Source organism: Saccharopolyspora sp. NPDC002376 (genome assembly GCF_053593195.1).
Genome location: NZ_JBSFBZ010000008.1, coordinates 103,800 through 122,310, shown reverse-complemented (window position 1 = coordinate 122,310; position 18,511 = coordinate 103,800). Strand labels below are relative to the sequence as shown.

General features: G+C 69.8%; 15 protein-coding genes. 12 read left to right on the top strand and 3 right to left on the bottom strand.

Going from position 1 to position 18,511, the window contains the following annotated elements:
* The first annotated feature begins 11 nt into the window (after positions 1-11).
* From ACWCO2_RS08770 to ACWCO2_RS08745, 6 genes are all read left to right on the top strand, one after another.
* Positions 12-1,601, top strand: a complete 1,590-nt coding sequence (locus tag ACWCO2_RS08770; RefSeq protein ID WP_450127117.1) for an ABC transporter substrate-binding protein — start codon at positions 12-14, stop codon at positions 1,599-1,601.
* The gene (locus ACWCO2_RS08765; RefSeq protein WP_450127116.1) at positions 1,598-2,572 is read left to right on the top strand and encodes an ABC transporter permease; all 975 of its coding nucleotides are present in this window, start codon (positions 1,598-1,600) and stop codon (positions 2,570-2,572) included. Before ACWCO2_RS08770 ends, ACWCO2_RS08765 begins: the two co-directional genes overlap by 4 nt.
* Positions 2,565-3,455 carry an ABC transporter permease gene (locus ACWCO2_RS08760; protein ID WP_450127115.1) on the top strand — a complete coding sequence of 297 codons (891 nt, stop codon included), beginning with the start codon at positions 2,565-2,567 and terminating at the stop codon, positions 3,453-3,455. Before ACWCO2_RS08765 ends, ACWCO2_RS08760 begins: the two co-directional genes overlap by 8 nt.
* A 199-nt stretch (positions 3,456-3,654) precedes the next feature.
* On the top strand, positions 3,655-4,587 hold the full coding sequence (locus tag ACWCO2_RS08755) for an ABC transporter ATP-binding protein (protein WP_450127114.1): 933 nt from the start codon (positions 3,655-3,657) through the stop codon (positions 4,585-4,587).
* Positions 4,581-5,225, top strand: coding sequence for an ABC transporter ATP-binding protein (locus tag ACWCO2_RS08750; protein WP_450127113.1), 645 nt, complete (start codon positions 4,581-4,583; stop codon positions 5,223-5,225). Before ACWCO2_RS08755 ends, ACWCO2_RS08750 begins: the two co-directional genes overlap by 7 nt.
* Before the next feature lie 67 nt (positions 5,226-5,292).
* Positions 5,293-5,451 carry a hypothetical protein gene (locus tag ACWCO2_RS08745; RefSeq protein WP_450127112.1) on the top strand — a complete coding sequence of 53 codons (159 nt, stop codon included), beginning with the start codon at positions 5,293-5,295 and terminating at the stop codon, positions 5,449-5,451.
* 297 nt (positions 5,452-5,748) lie between these two features.
* On the opposite strand, the gene ACWCO2_RS08740 is transcribed toward ACWCO2_RS08745, so the two are convergent.
* A complete protein-coding gene (locus tag ACWCO2_RS08740) occupies positions 5,749-7,020 on the bottom strand; it encodes a hemolysin family protein (RefSeq protein WP_450127111.1) in 1,272 nt (423 codons plus the stop codon).
* A 121-nt stretch (positions 7,021-7,141) separates the two neighbouring features.
* Here ACWCO2_RS08740 and ACWCO2_RS08735 point away from each other — a divergent pair, with 121 nt between their 5' ends.
* Positions 7,142-7,528: a VOC family protein gene (locus ACWCO2_RS08735; RefSeq protein ID WP_450127110.1), complete on the top strand. Its 387-nt coding sequence runs from the start codon at positions 7,142-7,144 to the stop codon at positions 7,526-7,528.
* 198 nt (positions 7,529-7,726) lie between these two features.
* On the opposite strand, the gene ACWCO2_RS08730 is transcribed toward ACWCO2_RS08735, so the two are convergent.
* Together ACWCO2_RS08730 and ACWCO2_RS08725 are read right to left on the bottom strand one after the other, a co-directional pair.
* Positions 7,727-8,404 carry a YqeB family protein gene (locus tag ACWCO2_RS08730; RefSeq protein WP_450127109.1) on the bottom strand — a complete coding sequence of 226 codons (678 nt, stop codon included), beginning with the start codon at positions 8,402-8,404 and terminating at the stop codon, positions 7,727-7,729.
* A gap of 85 nt (positions 8,405-8,489) precedes the next feature.
* Positions 8,490-9,749 (bottom strand): M14 family metallopeptidase, encoded by a 1,260-nt coding sequence (locus ACWCO2_RS08725; protein WP_450127108.1) that lies wholly within the window; start codon positions 9,747-9,749, stop codon positions 8,490-8,492.
* Positions 9,750-10,149: 400 nt separating this feature from the next.
* Between ACWCO2_RS08725 and hisD the strand changes: the two genes are divergently transcribed.
* From hisD to ACWCO2_RS08700, 5 genes are all read left to right on the top strand, one after another.
* Positions 10,150-11,466 (top strand): histidinol dehydrogenase, encoded by a 1,317-nt coding sequence (hisD, locus tag ACWCO2_RS08720; protein ID WP_450127107.1) that lies wholly within the window; start codon positions 10,150-10,152, stop codon positions 11,464-11,466.
* A 16-nt stretch (positions 11,467-11,482) separates the two neighbouring features.
* Complete coding sequence (locus ACWCO2_RS08715) at positions 11,483-12,601, top strand: histidinol-phosphate transaminase (RefSeq protein ID WP_450127106.1); 1,119 nt, start codon at positions 11,483-11,485, stop codon at positions 12,599-12,601.
* Complete coding sequence (gene hisB / locus ACWCO2_RS08710; protein WP_450127105.1) at positions 12,598-13,215, top strand: imidazoleglycerol-phosphate dehydratase HisB; 618 nt, start codon at positions 12,598-12,600, stop codon at positions 13,213-13,215. Before ACWCO2_RS08715 ends, hisB begins: the two co-directional genes overlap by 4 nt.
* 119 nt (positions 13,216-13,334) lie before the next feature.
* Positions 13,335-13,847 carry a DinB family protein gene (locus tag ACWCO2_RS08705; protein ID WP_450127104.1) on the top strand — a complete coding sequence of 171 codons (513 nt, stop codon included), beginning with the start codon at positions 13,335-13,337 and terminating at the stop codon, positions 13,845-13,847.
* Between the two features lie 185 nt (positions 13,848-14,032).
* Positions 14,033-18,490 (top strand): NACHT and WD repeat domain-containing protein, encoded by a 4,458-nt coding sequence (locus tag ACWCO2_RS08700; protein ID WP_450127103.1) that lies wholly within the window; start codon positions 14,033-14,035, stop codon positions 18,488-18,490.
* Positions 18,491-18,511 lie beyond the last annotated feature (21 nt).

Below are 18,511 nucleotides of genomic sequence, written 5' to 3'. Positions count from 1 at the left end.
AAAGTTCAGCAGTGCTGAATCGTCGAGGCTTTCTGGTTGCCGTTCCTGCCGCGTTGACCCTCGTCGGTGCCGGCTGCGCCGCGCCGACCTCGCCGGGGTCCGGCGATCCCGGTTCGATTCTGCTCGCCGACGGCTTCGAGCCGGAGAGCCTGAACCCGCTGCTCGGCTACGGGGTGGAAGGCGCGGCCAAGTTCTACGACGGTCTGCTGGCCTTCGACGGCCGCTCCGAGCTGCGCCCCGCGCTGGCCGCTGAGGCGCCGCAGTCCTCCCCGGACGCCAAGACCTGGACCGTGAAGCTGCGCGAGGGCGTGCGCTTCCACGACGGCACCCCGTTCGACGCCGAGGACGTGGTGGCCACCTACAAGGCGGCGATCGATCCCGCCTACGCCTCCACCATCAGCTCGGACTACAGCATGCTCGCCGACGTGCGCGCGATCGATCCGCACACCGTGCGGTTCGAGCTGAACATCCCGTACTCGGCGTGGCCGTCGAAGCTGGTGCTGGGCATCGTGCCCAACGAGAAGCTGGCCGAGCCGAAGTCGCAGGAGAACTCGGAGCTCAACACCAAACCCGTCGGCACCGGGCCGTACAAACTGGTCGCCTGGCGGCAGGGCGACCAGATGACCTGGGAGGGCAACGCCGACTACTGGGGCGGCGCCCCGGCCATCAACAAGGTCACCGTGGTCTTCGCCAAGGACGACAACACCCGCGCCCAGCGCCTGGCCGCCGGTGAGTTCGACGGCACGGTTCTGCCGCCGGTGCTCGCCGAGAGCGTTGCCCGCGACGGGTTCCGCACCGTGCACCACAACACCGCCGACTACCGCAGCATCGCGCTGCCCAACACCCACCCGGCCGCCGGTGACCCCGCGGTGCGGAGCGCGCTGAACCTCGCCGTCAACCGCGAGGGAATGATCAAGGCGCTGCTGGGCGGGCACGGCAAGCCCGCGTACGCGCCGATCCCGGAGTCGATGGGCGCCAACTTCGAGCCCGCCGCCCGGTTCGACTTCGACCCGGAGCGCGCCAAGAAGCTGCTGGACGACGCCGGCTGGCGGCCGGGCGCCGACGGCATCCGCGAGCGAAACGGCGTGCGCGCCCAGTTCACCGTCATGTACTTCGCCGATGACAGCCTGCGCAAGGACCTGGCCGTCGCGTTCGCCTCGGACGCCAAGGCGATCGGCATCCAGGTCGACCCCGCCGGGGTGGACGACTCCGCGGTCGCCGCGCGGATCGGCAACGAGGGCATCGTGCTCGGCGGCGGCAACCCGATCGACCCCGACCCGCAGGCATACAACAGCATCCACTCGTCGGTGATCGGTACCGGCACCTACAACAACCCCGGCCAGTACCGCAACGCCGAGGTGGACACCGCGCTCGACGGTGCCCGCCAGGAGCTCGACCCGGGCAAGCGCGCGGAGCTCTACCGGCAGGCGCAGCGCGCCTACGTCGCCGATCCCGGCCTGGTCTACCTGGCCTTCATCGACCACAGCTACGTGATGCGCGATGGCGGCTGGACCGGCTACCAGCCGTCGATCGAGCCGCACGTGCACGGCACCACCTGGGGCCCGTGGTGGAACGTCGAGACCTGGAAGCCGAACGCATGAGCCGTGCGATCGGCCGCCTGGTGCTGCGGAGGATCGGGTTCGCGGTACCGGTGCTGGTGATCGTGGCGCTCGGGGTGTTCCTGCTCGCCGCGGCCTCCCCGTTCGACCCGATCTACCAGTACTACGGCGTGGAGATCTACGGCGCCTCGGCCGCCGACGTCGCGAGGGTGCGCGCTGAGCTCGGACTCGACGATCCCGTGCTGGTGCAGTTCTGGCACTGGCTGAGCGGGGTGTTCGGCGGTGACCTCGGGGTGTCCCGGTCGTTCCGGCAGCCAGTGGCGCAGGTGCTCGCCGAGCGGCTGCCGTGGACGATCCTGCTGGCCGTGACCGGGTTGGCGCTGGCAGTGGTGATCGCGCTGGTGCTGGGCACGGTCGCGGCGTGGCGGCAGGGCGGCTGGGTCGACCGGTTCGTCACCGCCATCGGACACGCGCTGGAGGGCCTGCCGCCGTTCGTGCTGGCGCTGCTGTCCATCGCGGTGTTCTCGCTGGGCCTGGGCTGGTTGCCGGTGGCCGGGCTGACCGACGCGGGGCAAGCCGCCTCGATCGGCCAGGTCACCAAGCACCTGGTGCTGCCCGCGTTGGTGCTGGGCATCTCGCAGTCGCCGTGGCTGGTGCTGCACGTCCGGCAGTCGATGCTGACCTCGCTGTCCGAGGACCACGTCACCGGCGCGCGGGCCCGAGGGCTCGCCGAGCCGGTGGTGGTCCTGCGGCACGCGTTGCCGACCGCGCTGCTGCCGTTCGTGACGCTGATCGGCGCGCGGATCCCGGAGCTGGTCACCGGTGCGGTGCTGGTCGAGGAGGTCTTCTCCTGGCCGGGGCTGGCCGCCGCCTTGGTCACCGCCGCGACCGCGGTGGACTATCCGCTGCTGGCGATCCTGACCCTGGTCGCGACCGCGGCGGTGCTGATCGGATCGCTGCTGGCCGACGTCGCCGCGATCCTGCTCGACCCGAGGGTGGCCGCCGATGGCTGAGACGACAGTGCAGACAGCCGAGGCAGGGCAGTGGCGGCCCGCCGGTCGCTCCCGGACGGGCCGGGCGCATCCGCGAGCCCGGTTCTGGGGCTCGCTGGTGGCGCTGGCAGTGCTCGTGCTCGCTGCGCTCGCGGTGCCGGTGCTGTTCGGCAGCGAGTCCGTGCGCTACGACTCGATCCGGCTCGCGCCGAGCCCGGCGCACCCGTTCGGCACCGACTCCAGCGGCCGGGACCTGTTCGTGCAGTCGCTGACCGGCCTGCGGATCTCCTTGCTGGTGGCCGGATTCAGCGCCCTGGTGTCCACTGTGCTCGGTTCGCTGGTGGGGGCGATCGCCGGATCCGCCGGCGGATGGCCGGACCGGTTGCTGATGCGCCTGGTGGACACCGTCAATTCGGTTCCGCACCTGCTGCTGGGCATCGTGATCGTCGCGCTGTACCGGGGGAGCCTGACCGCGGTGATCCTGTCGATCTCGCTGACGCACTGGACGACGGTGGCGCGCATCGTGCGCTCCGAAGTCCTGTCCCTGCGCAGCCGCCCGTACATCGACGCGGCGATCGCTGGCGGCTCGTCGCGTTGGCGGATCCTGATGCGCCACCTGCTGCCGGCGATCGTGCCGCAGGCGGCGCTCTCCGCGGTTCTGCTCGTCCCGCACGCGGTGTGGCACGAAACCGCGCTGAGCTTCCTGGGCCTCGGCCTGCCTCCGCACCTGGCCAGCATCGGCAACATCCTCGGCGAAGGCCGCGAGGCGGTCCTGCTGGGCGCCTGGTGGATCGTCCTGTTCCCCTCGCTGCTCCTCGTGGCCACCACCTTGGCGGTCTCCGGCCTCGCGGCGACCTGGCGCGACCGCGTCGTCCCCCGCCGCCGATCGGAGCTGGCCCTGTGACCGGCGCGGGGCGGCGATTTCGCGAGAAATCAGCGTTCCGCCGGTTCGGGACCGGCCCGCATGCCACCCCTTGTGTCAACCGGAGTACTGCTCAACCGCACCTCAGGGGACCGTGATGCAACCCAGCCACAAGAAAGCGCGAAACGCGAGATCGATTCCGGGCGCGACCACCACTGAAAATCGCGGAGAGGCGGGACAGTTGCTCGAACTGGAGCGGTTGTCCGTTCGGTTCCAGCTGGGGCGGGGGACGCAGGTGCGCGCGGTGACCGACGCGACGCTGCAGCTCCGGCCCGGCCGGGTGCTGGCGCTGGTCGGAGAGTCCGGTTGTGGCAAGTCCGTGCTGGCCTCGGCGCTGCTGGGACTGCTGCCCGGCAACGCCGAGGTGCGCGGAAAAGCGTTGCTGCGCAACGGGGTTGAGCTGCTGTCCGCGCCGGAGTCGGTGCTGGCCGGGCAGGTCCGCGGGCGCGAGGTCGGGCTGGTTCCGCAGTCGGCGAGCACTCATCTGACCCCGGTGCGCACCGCGCGCAGCCAGCTCGTCGAGACCATCCGGGCCCTGGGCGGCGAGACCGACGCCGATGCCCTCGCCGAACGCGTCGGCCTGGACCCCGCCGCCCTCGACCGGTATCCGCACGAGCTGTCCGGGGGCATGGCCCAGCGGGTCGCGCTCGCGCTGGCACTGGCAGGGAATCCGCAGGTCATCCTGGCCGACGAGCCGACCACCGGGCTCGACCGGCCGCTGGTGCACCGCACCGTGGACCTGCTCGCCGAGGCCGCCACCGACGACCGCGCGGTGCTGCTGATCACCCACGACCTGGCCGCGGCCCGACGGGTCGCCACCGACGTCGCGGTGATGTACGCCAGCCGCGTCGTGGAGGCCGGACCGGCCGCTGAAGTGCTGGCCGAGCCCTGGCACCCCTACACCGCGGGGCTGCTCGCCGCGCTGCCCGACGGCGGGTTCCGGCCGATCCCCGGCCACCCGCCGGTTCTGACCGAACTGGACCGCATCGAACAGGAATGGGGTTGCGTGTTCTGCCAACGTTGTCCGGACGTGCCCGGCTTCGCGCCGTGCACGGGTGATCCGGAGCTGATCGCCCACGGCGGCCGCTGGGTCGCCGCGCACCCGCCGTGCTGAGCGCGACCGGCGTCGTCGCCGGCTACAAGCGCGGCGAACCGGTGCTCGACGGCGTCGGCCTGGACGTGCTCGGCGGCGAGGTGGTCGGCCTGGCCGGACCCAGCGGCTGCGGCAAGTCGACCCTGGCAAGGGTGCTCGGGCTCCTGCACGAGCCGTGGGACGGGCGGGTCTCGCTCGATGGCGAGCTCGTCGGCGGGTTCCGGCACGCCACGCCGAAGGAGCAGCGCGCGGCCATCGGCATCGTCTTCCAGCACCCTCGTCCCGCCGTCGACCCGCGGTTCACCTTGCGCGAGGTCGTCGCCGAACCCCTGCGTGCCACCGGAACCGACGGCGACGTCGACGAGCTGGCCGAGGAGGTCGGGCTGACCCCGGAGCTGCTCACGCGGCGTCCGCACGAGGTCAGCGACGGTCAGCTGCAGCGGGCCTGCCTGGCGCGAGCCCTGGCGCTGCGGCCGGAGTACCTGATCTGCGACGAGATGACCGCGATGCTCGACGCCTCCACCACGGCAGCGTTGGTGCAGGTCGTGGATCGGCGGGTGCGCGAGAGCGGGACCGGTGTGCTGGCGATCAGCCACGACGAGGACCTGCTCGAGCACTGGGCGGCGCACGTGGTTCGCCTCAGTGGTGAGCAGATGTGAAAAGGTGGAGCAGTGCGCGGTTGCGGGGGACCGCTCGGCAAGTGACGACGGACCCTAGGAGTCGACGGTGAGCGAGGGCGAAGGCACCACCTTCATGCAGTGGCGCGAGCGGGCCCAGACCGAGGTGCGCGAGGACCGGCCGAAGATGCGCGCGGTCATGGTGACCGCCGCGATCGTGGTGGTCATCGGCATCGTGGTCGGAACTCTGTTCCTGCTGCTGGCCTGACCACGAGGTCTTAGAACCTGCTTGAACTCGTTTTGCGTGGCGGTGCGGGTAGCGCAACCTCAGCGCCCGCCTGGACTGCGGGTGCCCACCCTCATGTATGGCCAATACACGGCGGATGGGCCGTCCTCGCCAGGCGAACGCTGAGAACCCGCGGCGGTGCGAGTGCCGAGGGTGGGCTATGCGCCTTCGGCGCATCAAAGGCAGAGGATCAAAAACAGGCACTTCTGCCTACCGGGGCGTGCGTGCGGAATCCGGCTGAGATCGGCTTTCGCGCTCACGACCCGCGGTAGCACGCGGTCAATCGTCGAGCCTGGTGATCAGTAGCCGGGACACGCGGTGGCCGTCCATGGCGCGGACCGTGAAGCGGTGGCCGAGCGCGGTCAGGGAATCGCCTTCCGCCGGAACCCGGCCGAGGCAGCTGACCACGAAACCCGCCACCGTGTCGAACGGTCCCTCCGGCAGATCGATGCCGGTCTGCTGCTCGAAATCGCTGCGGTGCAGCATGCCGTCGACCTCGACGCTGCCGTCTCCCTTCGCGCGCACGGGCACCGCGCTCGCGTCGTACTCGTCCCAGATCTCGCCGACGACCTCCTCCACCAGGTCCTCGACGGTCACGATGCCCGCAGTCCCGCCGTACTCGTCGACCACCACCGCCAGGTGCCCGCCGCGGCGCCGCATCTGCGAGAGCGCGGCCAGCACCGGTTTGCTCGCGGGCAGCGCCGTCACCGGCCGGGTCAGGTCGCCGACCGTGCGGCCGTGCGCCGTGGTCAGCAGGTCGCGGACGTGGATGAAGCCCACGACGTCGTCGGCGGTGTCGCGGATGACGGGGTAGCGGGAGTGCGGTTTGCCCGCGATCTCCTCGATCGCCTCGGCCACCGGCGTGGTCACGTCCAGGAAGTCCACGTCGGTGCGCGGCACCATCACCTCGCCGAGCACCCGGTCGGTGGCCCGGAACGCGTCGCTGAGCAGGCGGCGCTCCTCCACTGTCAGCTGCTCGTTGGTGCGCACCATGTCGCGCAGCTCCTCCTCGCTGACCTGCTGCTCGGACGCGCGCGGGTCGATGCCCAGCAGTCGCACCACGGCGTTGGTCGACTTCGACAGCAGCCAGATCACCGGTCGCGACAGGCTCGCGAGCCGGTCCAAGACGCTGGCGGTGGCCAGCGAGACCGCCTCTGACTTCTGCAGCGCGAGGCGCTTGGGCACCAGCTCGCCGAGCACCAGCGACAGGTAGGACACGAACAGGGTCACCACGATCAGCGCCAGCGAAGCGGCCAGTCCGATCGGCAGCCCCCACCCGGCCAGCACTGGTTCCAGGCGCACCGCGATGGTCGCGCCGCCGTAGCTGGAGGCGAAGAACCCGGCGAAGGTGACGCCGATCTGGACCGAGGAGAGGAACCGGGTGGAGTCGCCCCGCAGCTTCGCGACTCGAGCACCGCGCCGGTCGTGCTCGGCGAGCCTGCGCACCTGGCTTTCGCGCAGCGAGACCAGGGCGATCTCCGCCGCCGCGAAGTACCCGCCGACCAGCACGAACACCAGCACCAGCACGATGTTCCAGACGACGCCGTCCACGCCCCGATTCTCACACCGGCGACGCATCCGCACCGCCAGGAGGAAAGCTGCCGGAAAGCGCTGTGCTCGGCGCTGAGGTCGTGGATGATGTGCCCGAACCGGACGGAGAGGAGCACGTGCCATGGCCATCCGCGGCATCAGCAAGGCCGTCGTCCCAGTGAGCGACCAGGAGCGCGCGAAGCGGTTCTGGAGCGAGACCGTGGGCTTCGCGGTCACCACCGACGCGCCCTACGACGACCAGGGCAACCGCTGGGTGGAGGTGACCGCGCCGAATGGCAGCTCCGTGCTGATCCTGAGCGCGAGCGACTCCGACCAGGCGATCTTCCCGGCGCACGGCGGAGTTCCGACCGCCACGTTCTTCCTCTACGCCGACGACGTCGAGCAGACCTACCGAGAACTGTCGGCGAAGGGCGTGGAGTTCCCCGAGCCGCCGGTGCAGCAGCCGTGGGGCTGGTGGTCCGTGTTCCTGGACAGCGAGGGAAACCGCTTCACCCTCCAGCAGGGTTGAAGGCCTGTTTCCAGACACGCTTTGCGTGGCGGTGCGGGTAGCGGAACCTCAGACGCCGTCTGGTCTGCGGGTGCCCCACTTGATGTATGCCAAATACACGGCAGTGGGGCCGTCCTCGCCAGGCGACGTCTGAGAACCCGCGGCGGTGCGAGTTGCGAGGGTGGGCTATGTGCCTGACGGAGCATCAAAGCCAGGTGGTCAGCCGACCGAGCGCCAGTACTGACGGCGCTTCGCGTCGCGCACCACGTAGCCGCGCTCGGCCAGTTCGGCGCGCAGCAGGGCGGCTTCCTTGTGGTCGCGTTTGCGCAGCGCGCGTGCGCGTTCGGTCAGCAGCGCGTTGATCCGCAGCGGCAGCTCGGAGCTGTCCTCGTCCCACAGCTGGTACGGGTGCGGATCCTTGTCGCGCCACGGGTAACCGTGCTTGGTGAAGGCCAGCCGCAGTTCCTTGCGGTCCAAATCGGACTTCCGGCGGGCGAGCTCGGCGCCGGCGCCGTCCAGCACCACGAAGTCCTTGCCCTCGATGAAGACGGCGTCGACGTCGCCGCGCTCGAGGTGCCGCTCGGCGGTCCCGACTGCCATCGTGATCCGCTCCGGCGCAACGGTCACCGAGAGCCGTTCCTGCGCGAACAGCCCTGCGAACCCGAACCCGATGATCGCGCCGACCGCGATCGCACCGACCGTGCCCCACGGATCCGGCACGGCGGCGGCCAGCTCGAACACGCCGCGGAACGGAGCCCACGACAACCCGGCGATCCGCTCCGACATCAACCGCAGCAGGAGCACCAGCAGCGCCCCCACCAACGGGCAGATGATCCACGTACCCCGGCGGAGAAAAGCGTGCTGGGCCACAGTGGTCGGTCCGGATTCGGCAGCCATACGACCATTATCGCCGGAACCGGACAAAGGAAGGCCCGGGGTGCCGCCACAGCACCCCGGGCCTTTGATCCCCTCTCCGGTGTGGTCAGGCTCCTGCTTCCTTGAGTAGGCAGTCGACTGCCGCGTCGTTGCGGGCGGTTTCCTTCTCGATCACGTCGTCGGGCGGGTAGAAGCCGTCGATGCCGCCGCTGTCGGACGGGTACATCTCGAAGGTGTAGGCCAGGATCTTGTGCTGGGCCCACATCCAGTCGAGGATGTCGCCGTCGGTGATGTAGAGCGCGCTGGACTGCTCCGCGGTGTAGCCGTTGGTCTGGGCCATCTCACCGCCGACCTTGGCGAACCGGTCGTACTCCTCCTGGGTCATGCCCTCGGTGACCTGCTCCTGGGTGTGCCCGAACGGCCACAGCACCAGCTCGGAGTAGGTGTGGAAGTCGATCGAGGCCTTGATCTGCTGCTTGCCGCCGACCACGCGGGAGTCGATGAAGTCGCGCAGCGCCGTGGTTTCCGGCGCCGACCACGCGGCGGTGCCCCGGTAGTCCTCGGCGTTCGGGTCCTCGCTGGAACCGCCGCAGCAGCCCCACTTGTAACCCCAGTTGCGGTTGAGGTCGGTGCCGCTGTCCTGCCGGTTCTTCCGCCAGCCCGCGAAGTCACCGGACTCGATGTCGTGAGACGAGCCGTCCGGGTTGACGATCGGGATCACCCAGATCTCCCGGTTGTCGACCACGTCTTTGATCGCCGGGTCGGAGGCGTAGCCGTCGGTGAACCGGGTGGCGATGCGCAGGCACATCTCGGTGGTCAGGTGTTCCCGGGCGTGCTGGTTGCAGTCGAACAGCACCTCGGGCTCGTCCTCGTCCTGCCCGACGTTGTCGCTGATCTTCAGCATCGGGATGTCGCGGCCCTCGAAGGACTTGCCGATGCTGGACTTCGCCGCAATGTCCGGGTGGTCGGCGACGATCTTGTCGAGCGCGGCGTTCGTCTCGTCGTAGGTGTGGTAGCCCTCATAGCCGGGCGGGAACTCGCCGGGGGCCGCCTTGCCGCGGTTGATCCGCTGCAGCGCCTCGCCGATCCCGGTTCCGCCGTCGAGCGAGAACCCGGAGGCCCGCAGCTGCGCGGCCTGGTCGGGGGTGGCTTCCACGGTGGCCACGCCGTCGCGGACTCCAATGACCTGCGCGCCGGTCCGGTTGATCTCGGTGCGGCTGGTGCTGTCGGTGTTCGGAACCGTGTAGACCGCTGGGCCCTGCGCGGCGGCCGTCGGCTCCGCGGACACGCTGGCCTGGATCGGGGCCAGCAGGACCAGACTCGCGGCGGCCGCCACGGCCGCTGCCTTGCGCCGTGAGCTGAACATCGGGTCTCCGATCGATCACTGGTGGTGATGTGGAGAGGTTGTAGGAGGGCATCGATGTTGGCAAGCCACTGGCGAACAATGGTCGCCCGTTGACGTTTTCCCGAATGGGGTCTTTTCCGGCTCACCCTGCGTGGCGGTGCGGGAGGCGGAACCTCAGACGCCGCCTGGACTGCGGGAACCCGCGGCGGTGCAAGCTGCGAGGGTGGGTCCGAAAGCGCCTGTCGGCTGGCGGCACCGTGACGTGCCGGTCTGATCGGGCGATGCGGCTGCGGGCGCCGACCAGGCTGAAAAGGGCTCGATGGCGGACGCGGGGTGTGACCGCCGACCGGGTTCGGGGACAGCTCTCGGTGGCGGCGATTACCCTGGTTGGTGCAACCTCGAGGCCTTTGGAAGGACGCTCATGCTCACCCGTACCGACCTGCGCGGTCGCGTTCCGTCCACCGTCGAGCTGCGCGCCACGCTGCCGCGCGCCGAGATGGACGTGGAGCACGTGCTGCATCGGGTTCGGCCGGTAATCGAGGCGATTCGCGACCGGGGTGTTCCCGCGGTTCAGGAATTCACCGAGAAGTTCGACGGAGTTCGACCGGAACGGGTGAGGGTCGAGGCGGCCGAGTTGCGCCGCGCGCTCGACGAGCTGGACCCGGCGGTGCGCGCCGCGCTGGAGGAGTCGATCTCCCGCGCCCGCAAGGTGCACGCCGATCAGCGCCGCACCGACACCACCACGCAGGTCGTGCCCGGTGGCACCGTGACCGAGCGCTGGGTGCCGGTCGCCCGCGTCGGCCTGTACGCGCCGGGCGGTCTGGCGGTGTACCCGTCCAGCGTGGTCATGAACGTGGTTCCGGCTCAGACCGCCGGGGTCGAGTCGCTGGTGGTGTGCAGCCCGCCGCAGGCGGAGTTCGGCGGCCTGCCGCACCCGACGATCCTGGCCGCCGCGCAGCTGCTCGGCGTCGAGGAGGTCTGGGCGGTCGGCGGTGCGCAGGCGGTGGCGCTGCTCGCCTACGGCGGCGAGGACACCGACGGCTCGGAGCTGACGCCGGTGGACATGGTGACCGGGCCGGGCAACGTCTACGTGACCGCTGCGAAGCGGCACCTGCGCAGCCTGATCGGCATCGACTCCGAGGCCGGGCCGACCGAGATCGCGGTGCTGGCCGACGGCACCGCTGACCCGGTGCACGTGGCCGCGGACCTGATCAGCCAGGCCGAGCACGACCCGCTGGCGGCCAGCGTGCTGGTGACTTCGTCGCCGGAGCTGGCCGACGCGGTCGACGCCGAGCTGGAGCGCCAGGTGGCGCAGACCAAGCACGTCGAGCGGATCCGCACCTCGCTGACCGGTGAGCAGTCCGGCTGCATCCTGGTGTCCACTGTGGAGGACGGCATCCGGGTGGTGGACGCTTACGCCGCCGAGCACCTGGAAATCCAGACCGCGGACGCGGAATCCGTTGCCGCGCAGGTGCGCAACGCGGGCGCGATCTTCGTCGGCCCGTACGCGCCGGTGTCGCTGGGCGACTACTGCGCCGGTTCCAACCACGTGCTGCCCACCGGCGGGTGCGCGCGGCACTCGTCCGGGCTGAGCGTGCAGAGCTTCCTGCGCGGCATCCACGTGATCTCCTACAGCGAGCAGGCGCTGCGCGACGTCGCCGACAAGGTCGTGGCGCTCGCTGACGCGGAAGACCTGCCCGCCCACGGCCAGGCGATCACCGCCCGTTTTCCCCGCTGACCCGAAGGTTGAACACATGAGTGACGTGCTCGGCGCCGAAACGACGTTGGCCGACCTGCCGTTGCGGGAGGACCTGCGTGGTCGGAGCCCCTACGGCGCACCGCAGCTGGACGTCTCGGTCCGGCTCAACACCAACGAGAACCCCTACCCGCCGCCGCCGGAACTCGTCGACGACGTGACCGCGGCGGTGCGCGAAGCCGCCACCGAGCTGCACCGCTACCCCGACCGCGACGCCAAGGCGCTGCGCGCCGACCTGGCCGCCTACCTGTCCGGGGCGACGGGGGTGCCGCTGGTGGCGGAAAACCTGTGGGCCGCCAACGGTTCCAACGAGGTTCTGCAGCAGATCCTGCAGGCCTTCGGCGGTCCCGGGCGCACCGCGCTCGGCTTTGAACCGTCGTACTCGATGCACCCGATCCTGTCCGCCGGCACTCGCACCGACTGGGTCCCGGCGCCGCGCCGCGCGGACTTCAGCCTGGACGGTGCCCAGGCCGCCCGGATCGTTGCCGAGAAGCAGCCCAGCGTGGTCTTCGTGACCAGTCCGAACAACCCCACCGGGCAGTCGATTTCGCAGGAAGACCTGCGTGCGATCCTCGACGCCGCACCGGGCGTGGTGGTGGTGGACGAGGCTTACGCCGAGTTTTCCGCCCGCCCCAGCGCGGTCGAGCTGATCGAGCAGTACCCGACGAAGGTCATCGTCAGCCGCACGATGAGCAAGGCGTTCGCGTTCGCCGGCGGACGGCTCGGCTACCTGGCCGCCGCACCGGCGATGATCGACGCGCTGCTGCTGGTTCGGCTGCCGTACCACCTCTCGGTGGTCACGCAGGCCGCCGCGCGCGCCGCGCTGCGCCACGCCGACGCGACGCTCGGTTCGGTGCGGGCGCTCATCGACGAGCGGGAGCGGGTGGTGCGCGAGCTGGCCGCGATGGGCTTCTCACCGGTGCCCAGCGACGCCAACTTCGTCCTCTTCGGACGGTTCGGGGACGCCCACCGCGCGTGGCAGCGCTACTTGGACGCAGACGTGCTGATCCGCGACGTCGGCATCCCCGGCCACCTGCGGGTCACCATCGGTACGCCGGAGGAGAACGACGCCTTCCTGGCGGCCGGCAAGGCAGTGAGCGAGGAGATCGAGCAGTGACATTCCAGCCGGGAACCCGCATCGGCCGGGTCGAACGCACCACCAGCGAGTCCTCAGTGCTGGTCGAGCTGGACCTCGACGGCACCGGGAAGGTCGACATCGACACCACGGTCCCGTTCTACGACCACATGCTCACGGCCCTGGGCACGCACGGCGCCTTCGACCTGAAGGTGAAGTCGACCGGTGACGTCCACATCGACGCCCACCACACGGTGGAGGACACCGCGATCGTCCTCGGCCAGGCCCTGCGCCAGGCGCTGGGCGACAAGAAGGGCATCCGCCGCTTCGGCGACGCCTGGATCCCGATGGACGAAACCCTCGCGCACGCGGCGGTGGACGTCTCGGGCCGCTCGTACTGCGTGCTCACCGGAGAACCGGAGCAGTACAACAGCTTCACGATCGGCGGCAACTACCCGTTCGTCCTCAACCGCCACGTGTTCGAGTCCCTGGCCTTCCACGCCCAGATCAACCTCCACGTCCGCGTGGTCCACGGCCGCGACCCCCACCACATCGCGGAAGCCCAGTACAAGGCGATCGCCCGAGCCCTCCGAGCAGCGGTCGAACCAGACCCCCGCTTCGCCGGAGTGATCCCCTCCACCAAGGGCGCCCTGTAAGGCGATGCCCATCCCCGCCGCTGCGGCGATCCGCTGCAGCGGCGGGATCCATCGCCTGGCGGAGCGAGCCCCCTGTCGCGGCGGCGGGTGCTGTCCGACCAGCATGTCACGATGCGCCCATGAACGTTGCTGACCGAACCATGCCCCCGTTGGACGCCGACGAGCGGACCACGTTGGAGAGCTGGCTCGATTTCTACCGCACCACGCTCGTGCAGAAGTGCGGCGGTTTGGCCGACGACCAGCTCCGCCGGGCCTCCGCGGAGCCCTCGCCGATCACGCTGGTCGGCCTCGTCCAGCACATGGCGGAGGTCGAGCGGAACTGGTTCCGCCGGGTGCTGGTGCAGGAGGACGCCCCGCCGATCTTCGACCCGAACGCGGACCCCGACGGCATCGACGGTGGCTTCGACCTCGCCGAGGACGCAACGCTCGACCAAGCCCTGTCCGTTTGGCGGACCGAGGTGGCGCGTGCCCGCGAGAACTGCGCAACCCGCGCCCTGGACGACAAGAGCCCCTTCATGGGAGCCCAGGTGACCCTGCGCTGGATCTACACCCACATGATCGCCGAATACGCCCGACACTGCGGCCACGCAGACCTGATCCGCGAACGGATCGACGGCGCCACCGGGGTCTGACTTCCCGCGCAGGCCGAACTTTTCGAGCTGAAGGCACCTTTTCGCCGCTTTCCGGCGCGGGCTTCGCGTACATTCCGTTCGGCCGGTGCTCAGCGATTTCTCCCTTCGCCCTTCCCCCTTTGGTATGACAGTGCGGAGAGTGCGTTGATCGGCACTTTCCGCACTGTCGTCAGAGGGGGATTCCGGTGGCGCGTCAGGAACGTCCGCTGCGCGATTTCGCGGTGTTGCTCTACGGGGCGGGCCTCGGGTTCCTGACGAACCTGGCGACCAACAGCACGGACGGCTGGGAACCGCCGTTCACGCTGGTCCGGGACCATTCGGAGTACCTGCTCGGCGCGGGTGTGCTGGTGCCCGCCGCGTACTACGCGTGGCGACAGCGGAAGCTGCGCACCGAGCACGACTGGGACGTGGCGAAGCAGGGCAACCCGTACCCGGGGTTGCAGTCCTTCGGGCCGGAGCACGAGAAGGTCTTCTTCGGCCGCGATCGCGCGGTCCGCGAGCTGCACGAGCGGTTGGAAGTGCCCGGCGGCGAGCCGGAGGACCGGTTCCTGCTGGTGGCGGGACCATCGGGTTCGGGGAAGTCGTCGCTGGTCAACGCCGGTTTGGCGGGGTTGTTGCGGCGGCGGAACTGGTGGCTGAGCGAGCCGGTCGCGCCGGGGCGCGACCCGTTCGGCGCGCTGGTGCACGCATTCCAGGGCGAACTCCCGAAGGCCGAGGGCGACGCGCTCGTCCGGGATCTGCGGATGGAAGCGCAACGCGCGCTGGAGCGCTTGAGACGCACCGACGAACCGCGATCGACGCATCCCGAGGTGCTGAACGCGTTGCTCGGAGAGGCGGTCCGACTGAACCGCCCGGCCGTGCTGCTGCTCGACCAGTTCGAAGAACTCGTGACGCAGGTCGATGCCCGGACCCGCCAGGAGTTCATGGCCCTGCTGCACGCCGCGCTGGCCGACCACCGGCGCCTGCACGTGGTGGCGACGATGCGCGCGGAGTTCATCGGTGTCTTCCTGCCGGAGCCCAGCGGTGAGCTGTTGCGCAACCCCTACGTCGTGACCCGACTCAACCGCGCGGAACTCCGGCAGATCATCACCGGCCCGGCCCGCAAGGCCGGAGTGGAGATCGAACCCGAAGCGGTGGCGGCCATGATCGACGACGCGACCGAAGCCGGTGCGGACGTCCTGCCGCTGCTGGCCTACCTCCTGCACAACCTCTACGAGGACTATGGCGGCGACGGCCGGATCACGTTGCAGGAGTACGTGGAATCGGGTCGCGTCGCCGAGGCGATCTCGTCCACCGCGGGCAAGGTCCTCGCTCGGCTCTCCCGCCAGTACGACGAAGCACAGGTGATGCGAACGCTGCTGAGGTTCGTCTCCTTCGCCTCGCACGCCGACGAACCGACGCGCAACCGGGTCCGGCTCGACGATCTGGACGAGGAGGAGAAGCACGTCGTCGAGGAGTTCTTGCAAGCACGACTGCTGGTCGACGACAGCGATGGTCATCGAGACCTGGCGCACGAGGCGCTGCTGCGCCAGTGGGAACCCCTGCGCAACTGCCTGGACCAGCAGCGCCCGCTGCTCCGCAAGCGCACCACCTTCCAGCAACGAGCCCAGGAGTGGGACCAGTCCGGCCGCCGCGGGGACCTGCTGCTCCCGGAGAGCCAGGTCGACGAGGCCGTGGAGGTCACGACGGCGGTCGAGTGCAGCGCGTTGCTCGACGAGTTCTGCGAAGCATCGGTGGAATCACGGCGGAAGGCCAGGAGGAACCGGGCGATAAGCGCGGCCCAGCAAGCAGATCTGGTGAAGAACTCGAATCCGCAACTGGCGCTCGCCATCGCCCGGGAGATCGCCGAGCTCAGCCCGGGAGAGGTCACCGCGGCCGTGCTCTGGGCCCGGCTGCGCGACCCCCTCGTCTGGAGCATGCGCCGCCACGCGGACCGCATCGTCGCCGCTCGCTGGGACGACGACGGGCGTTTGTGGGCGGTGGACGACGACGGCGTGCTGATGGTCCACGACGTCGAGCAGGAGCAACCCGTTCAGGTCCGCCACCTGCCGGGGAAGGGGCGCCGGTTCGTGGCCGAGTGGTCCAGCGGCAGCGAGTTGATCTTCGGTGATGCCGAGGGCTTGAAGCGCTGGGATCTGGTGGCCGACGAGGTCGAGTTCGTGGACCGGCGGGGCCCGGTACGGCACCCGCTCGCCAGGTCTTCGGACGGGTGGCTCGCCTACGACTGCGACGGCCAGATGGTCGTGCGGGCGCCTGGCGAAACCGGCCCTTCCACTCAGCTGGGGAGTTCGGACGTCGTCGGGCATGCGGAGTGGGCTCCGACGGGGTTGCTGGCCCTCGGCGACAACAACGGCCTCGTCCGCGCCTGGAACCCCGGAACGGGCGAGACGACGGTCGTTCATGAGCACGTCAGCGGGGTGAACTCCCTCTCGTGGTCGGAAACCGGTCTGCTGGTCAGCGCGGACGACCAGGTGGTTCGGGTGTGGGACCCCGAAACCGGTGAAACCGAGGTCCTGCGCGGCTGGGAGAACGGCCTCCTCGGTGCCACCTGGATGAGCCGGGAGCAGCTGGTCATCGGGACGGGGTCGGGTGGCAGTATTCGGATCGACGTCTGGAACTGCAGGACCAAGGCACTGCGCACGATTCGACGCTGCTCGGAAAAGGTGTGGGAGATCTTCCCCGCCCCGGGCGAGAACCTGCTGATCTGCATGAGGTCCGGTTCCGCGGAGCTCATCCGCACCGACCTGAGCCATCACGTGGGACACCGGCAAGGAGTCGCAGCCGCCGGTGGTTCCGCGCACGGCACCGACCTGCTCACCGTCGGAGCCGACGGCAAGGTCTGGCGGATCGACTCCGAGGGTTCTGAGCAGCTCGGGCGCGATTCGCATTCCGGTACCGCTGACGTGCTCGCTTGGTCGGCAGACGGCCTGCTGGCCAGCGCGAGGTGGGACTTCAAGAGCTACAACGAAGTGCTGGTGTGGGATCGGCATCGGGCAGCGACCTCGCTCGTGCAGCGCGGCAGCGGTGAGATCACCGACATCGCGTGGTCGCCGGACGGCTTGCTCGCCTGGGGCGACCAGAACGAAGTGCACGTCTGGGATGCGCAGCGGCGCGAGTCCCGGACCGTGCTGGAATTCGCCGGGCGACCGGAAGCCCTCGCCTGGTCCAACACCGGTCTGCTCGCGGTCGGCACGAGTTCCGGCGGGCTGAAGACCTGGGACCCGACTTCGGGGACCGCGAGGGTGCTGCAGAAGGAGGACAACCCGCTCAGGGAGATCGGAACTGTCGCTTGGTCGGCGGAGGGAGAGCTGGCCACCGGAGACTACAGCGGTGCGGTGCGGGTGTGGGACCTCGAATCCGGTTGGTCGACCTTGCTTGCCATGCACGCCGACACTGTGCAGGTGGTGGCGTGGTCCCCGGACGGACTGCTGGCCAGCGGAGGCGATCAGACGGTTCGACTGTGCGACCCGGAGAACGGGCGGAGCCTCATCGTCGATCAGCAGGACGATGATCTGAAAGCGCTGGCTTGGTCGATCGGAGGTGTGCTCGCCAGCGGGTGGAGCGAAGGCGCGGTGCGGATCCTGGAACCGGACACCGGCGAGTCCCGACTCGTGCACGAGCATCCGCACGGTGTCGAATCCATCGCCTGGTCCGGGGCCGGGCAGCTCGCGAGCAGTTCCGGAGCTCTGGCGGACCCGGTGCTCATCTGGGATGCGGACGCGTCCGCAACGCATCGGCCCGAACCCGACATCGGAACCACGTGGCTGGTCTGGTCTCCAGATGGCGAGCTGACCACTTCGGACGGTGATGCCCGGATTCGATTGTGGTCCAGGGATTTTCGGCGGAGTCAGGTCATCCGGCAGCACGACGGTCCGGTCGATGCCGTCGCGGTGTCCGGCACCGGTCTGGTCGCGTCGCTCGGTGTGGACGGCGATCTCCGCACATGGGACGGGAGGACGGGGGACAGCCGAGTGATCTCGGCCGACGAAGCCGATGTCAGCGCGCTGGCGTGGGATTCGGGCGATCGGCTCGCAGTGGCGCGCAGGGACCGCGGCGTCGCCCTGTGGGACCCGGCGACCGGTGAGTTCGCCGATCTGACGGCCCGGATCGCGCGCGTCAGCACGATGACCTGGAACGCGAGCGGCGTGCTGGCCATGGGTGGTGACGACTTCGTCGTCCGCCTCTGGCAACCGGAAACCGGGCAGATCAGCGAACTGCGCAGGCACACGGCTGTGGTGCGAGCCCTGGTGTGGCTGGACGAGGACCGGCTGATCAGCGCGGGCGACGACGGTCTGCTGATCTGGGACGTGCCCCGCGAGCGAGTGCTCGTCATCGGGGACGCGGTGGAGGTCGCCCACTTGGCCTGGATGCCGGGTCGGGGGCTGGCCAGCGCGGACGACGAAGGCCGGATCAGCCTGTGGGATCCGGAATCGGGCCACGTCATCGCGACCTTCCAAGCCCACGAGGACAACATCACCGTGCTCGCCTGGCGGGACGACGGCCTGCTGATGAGCGCGGGCCGGGACCGCAGGGTGCTCACCTGGAAATTCGACACCAACACCGAAGCACTCCTCCGCGAAGCGGACGAGCGCGGCGTGCGGCGTCTCTCGGACCAGGAGCGCGTCCGCTTCGGCCTGGCCTGATCACCGAGAAGCGCCGCCGAC

What these genes read in the sequence shown, in the direction of transcription:
- ACWCO2_RS08765 (WP_450127116.1), top strand. Translation starts at nt 1,598, where the DNA reads ATGAGCCGTGCGATCGGCCGCCTGGTGCTGCGGAGGATCGGGTTCGCG.
- ACWCO2_RS08760 (WP_450127115.1), top strand. Translation starts at nt 2,565, where the DNA reads ATGGCTGAGACGACAGTGCAGACAGCCGAGGCAGGGCAGTGGCGGCCC.
- ACWCO2_RS08735 (WP_450127110.1), top strand. Translation starts at nt 7,142, where the DNA reads ATGGCCATCCGCGGCATCAGCAAGGCCGTCGTCCCAGTGAGCGACCAG.
- ACWCO2_RS08730 (WP_450127109.1), bottom strand. Translation starts at nt 8,404, where the DNA reads ATGGCTGCCGAATCCGGACCGACCACTGTGGCCCAGCACGCTTTTCTC.
- ACWCO2_RS08725 (WP_450127108.1), bottom strand. Translation starts at nt 9,749, where the DNA reads ATGTTCAGCTCACGGCGCAAGGCAGCGGCCGTGGCGGCCGCCGCGAGT.
- hisD (WP_450127107.1), top strand. Translation starts at nt 10,150, where the DNA reads ATGCTCACCCGTACCGACCTGCGCGGTCGCGTTCCGTCCACCGTCGAG.
- ACWCO2_RS08715 (WP_450127106.1), top strand. Translation starts at nt 11,483, where the DNA reads ATGAGTGACGTGCTCGGCGCCGAAACGACGTTGGCCGACCTGCCGTTG.
- ACWCO2_RS08705 (WP_450127104.1), top strand. Translation starts at nt 13,335, where the DNA reads ATGAACGTTGCTGACCGAACCATGCCCCCGTTGGACGCCGACGAGCGG.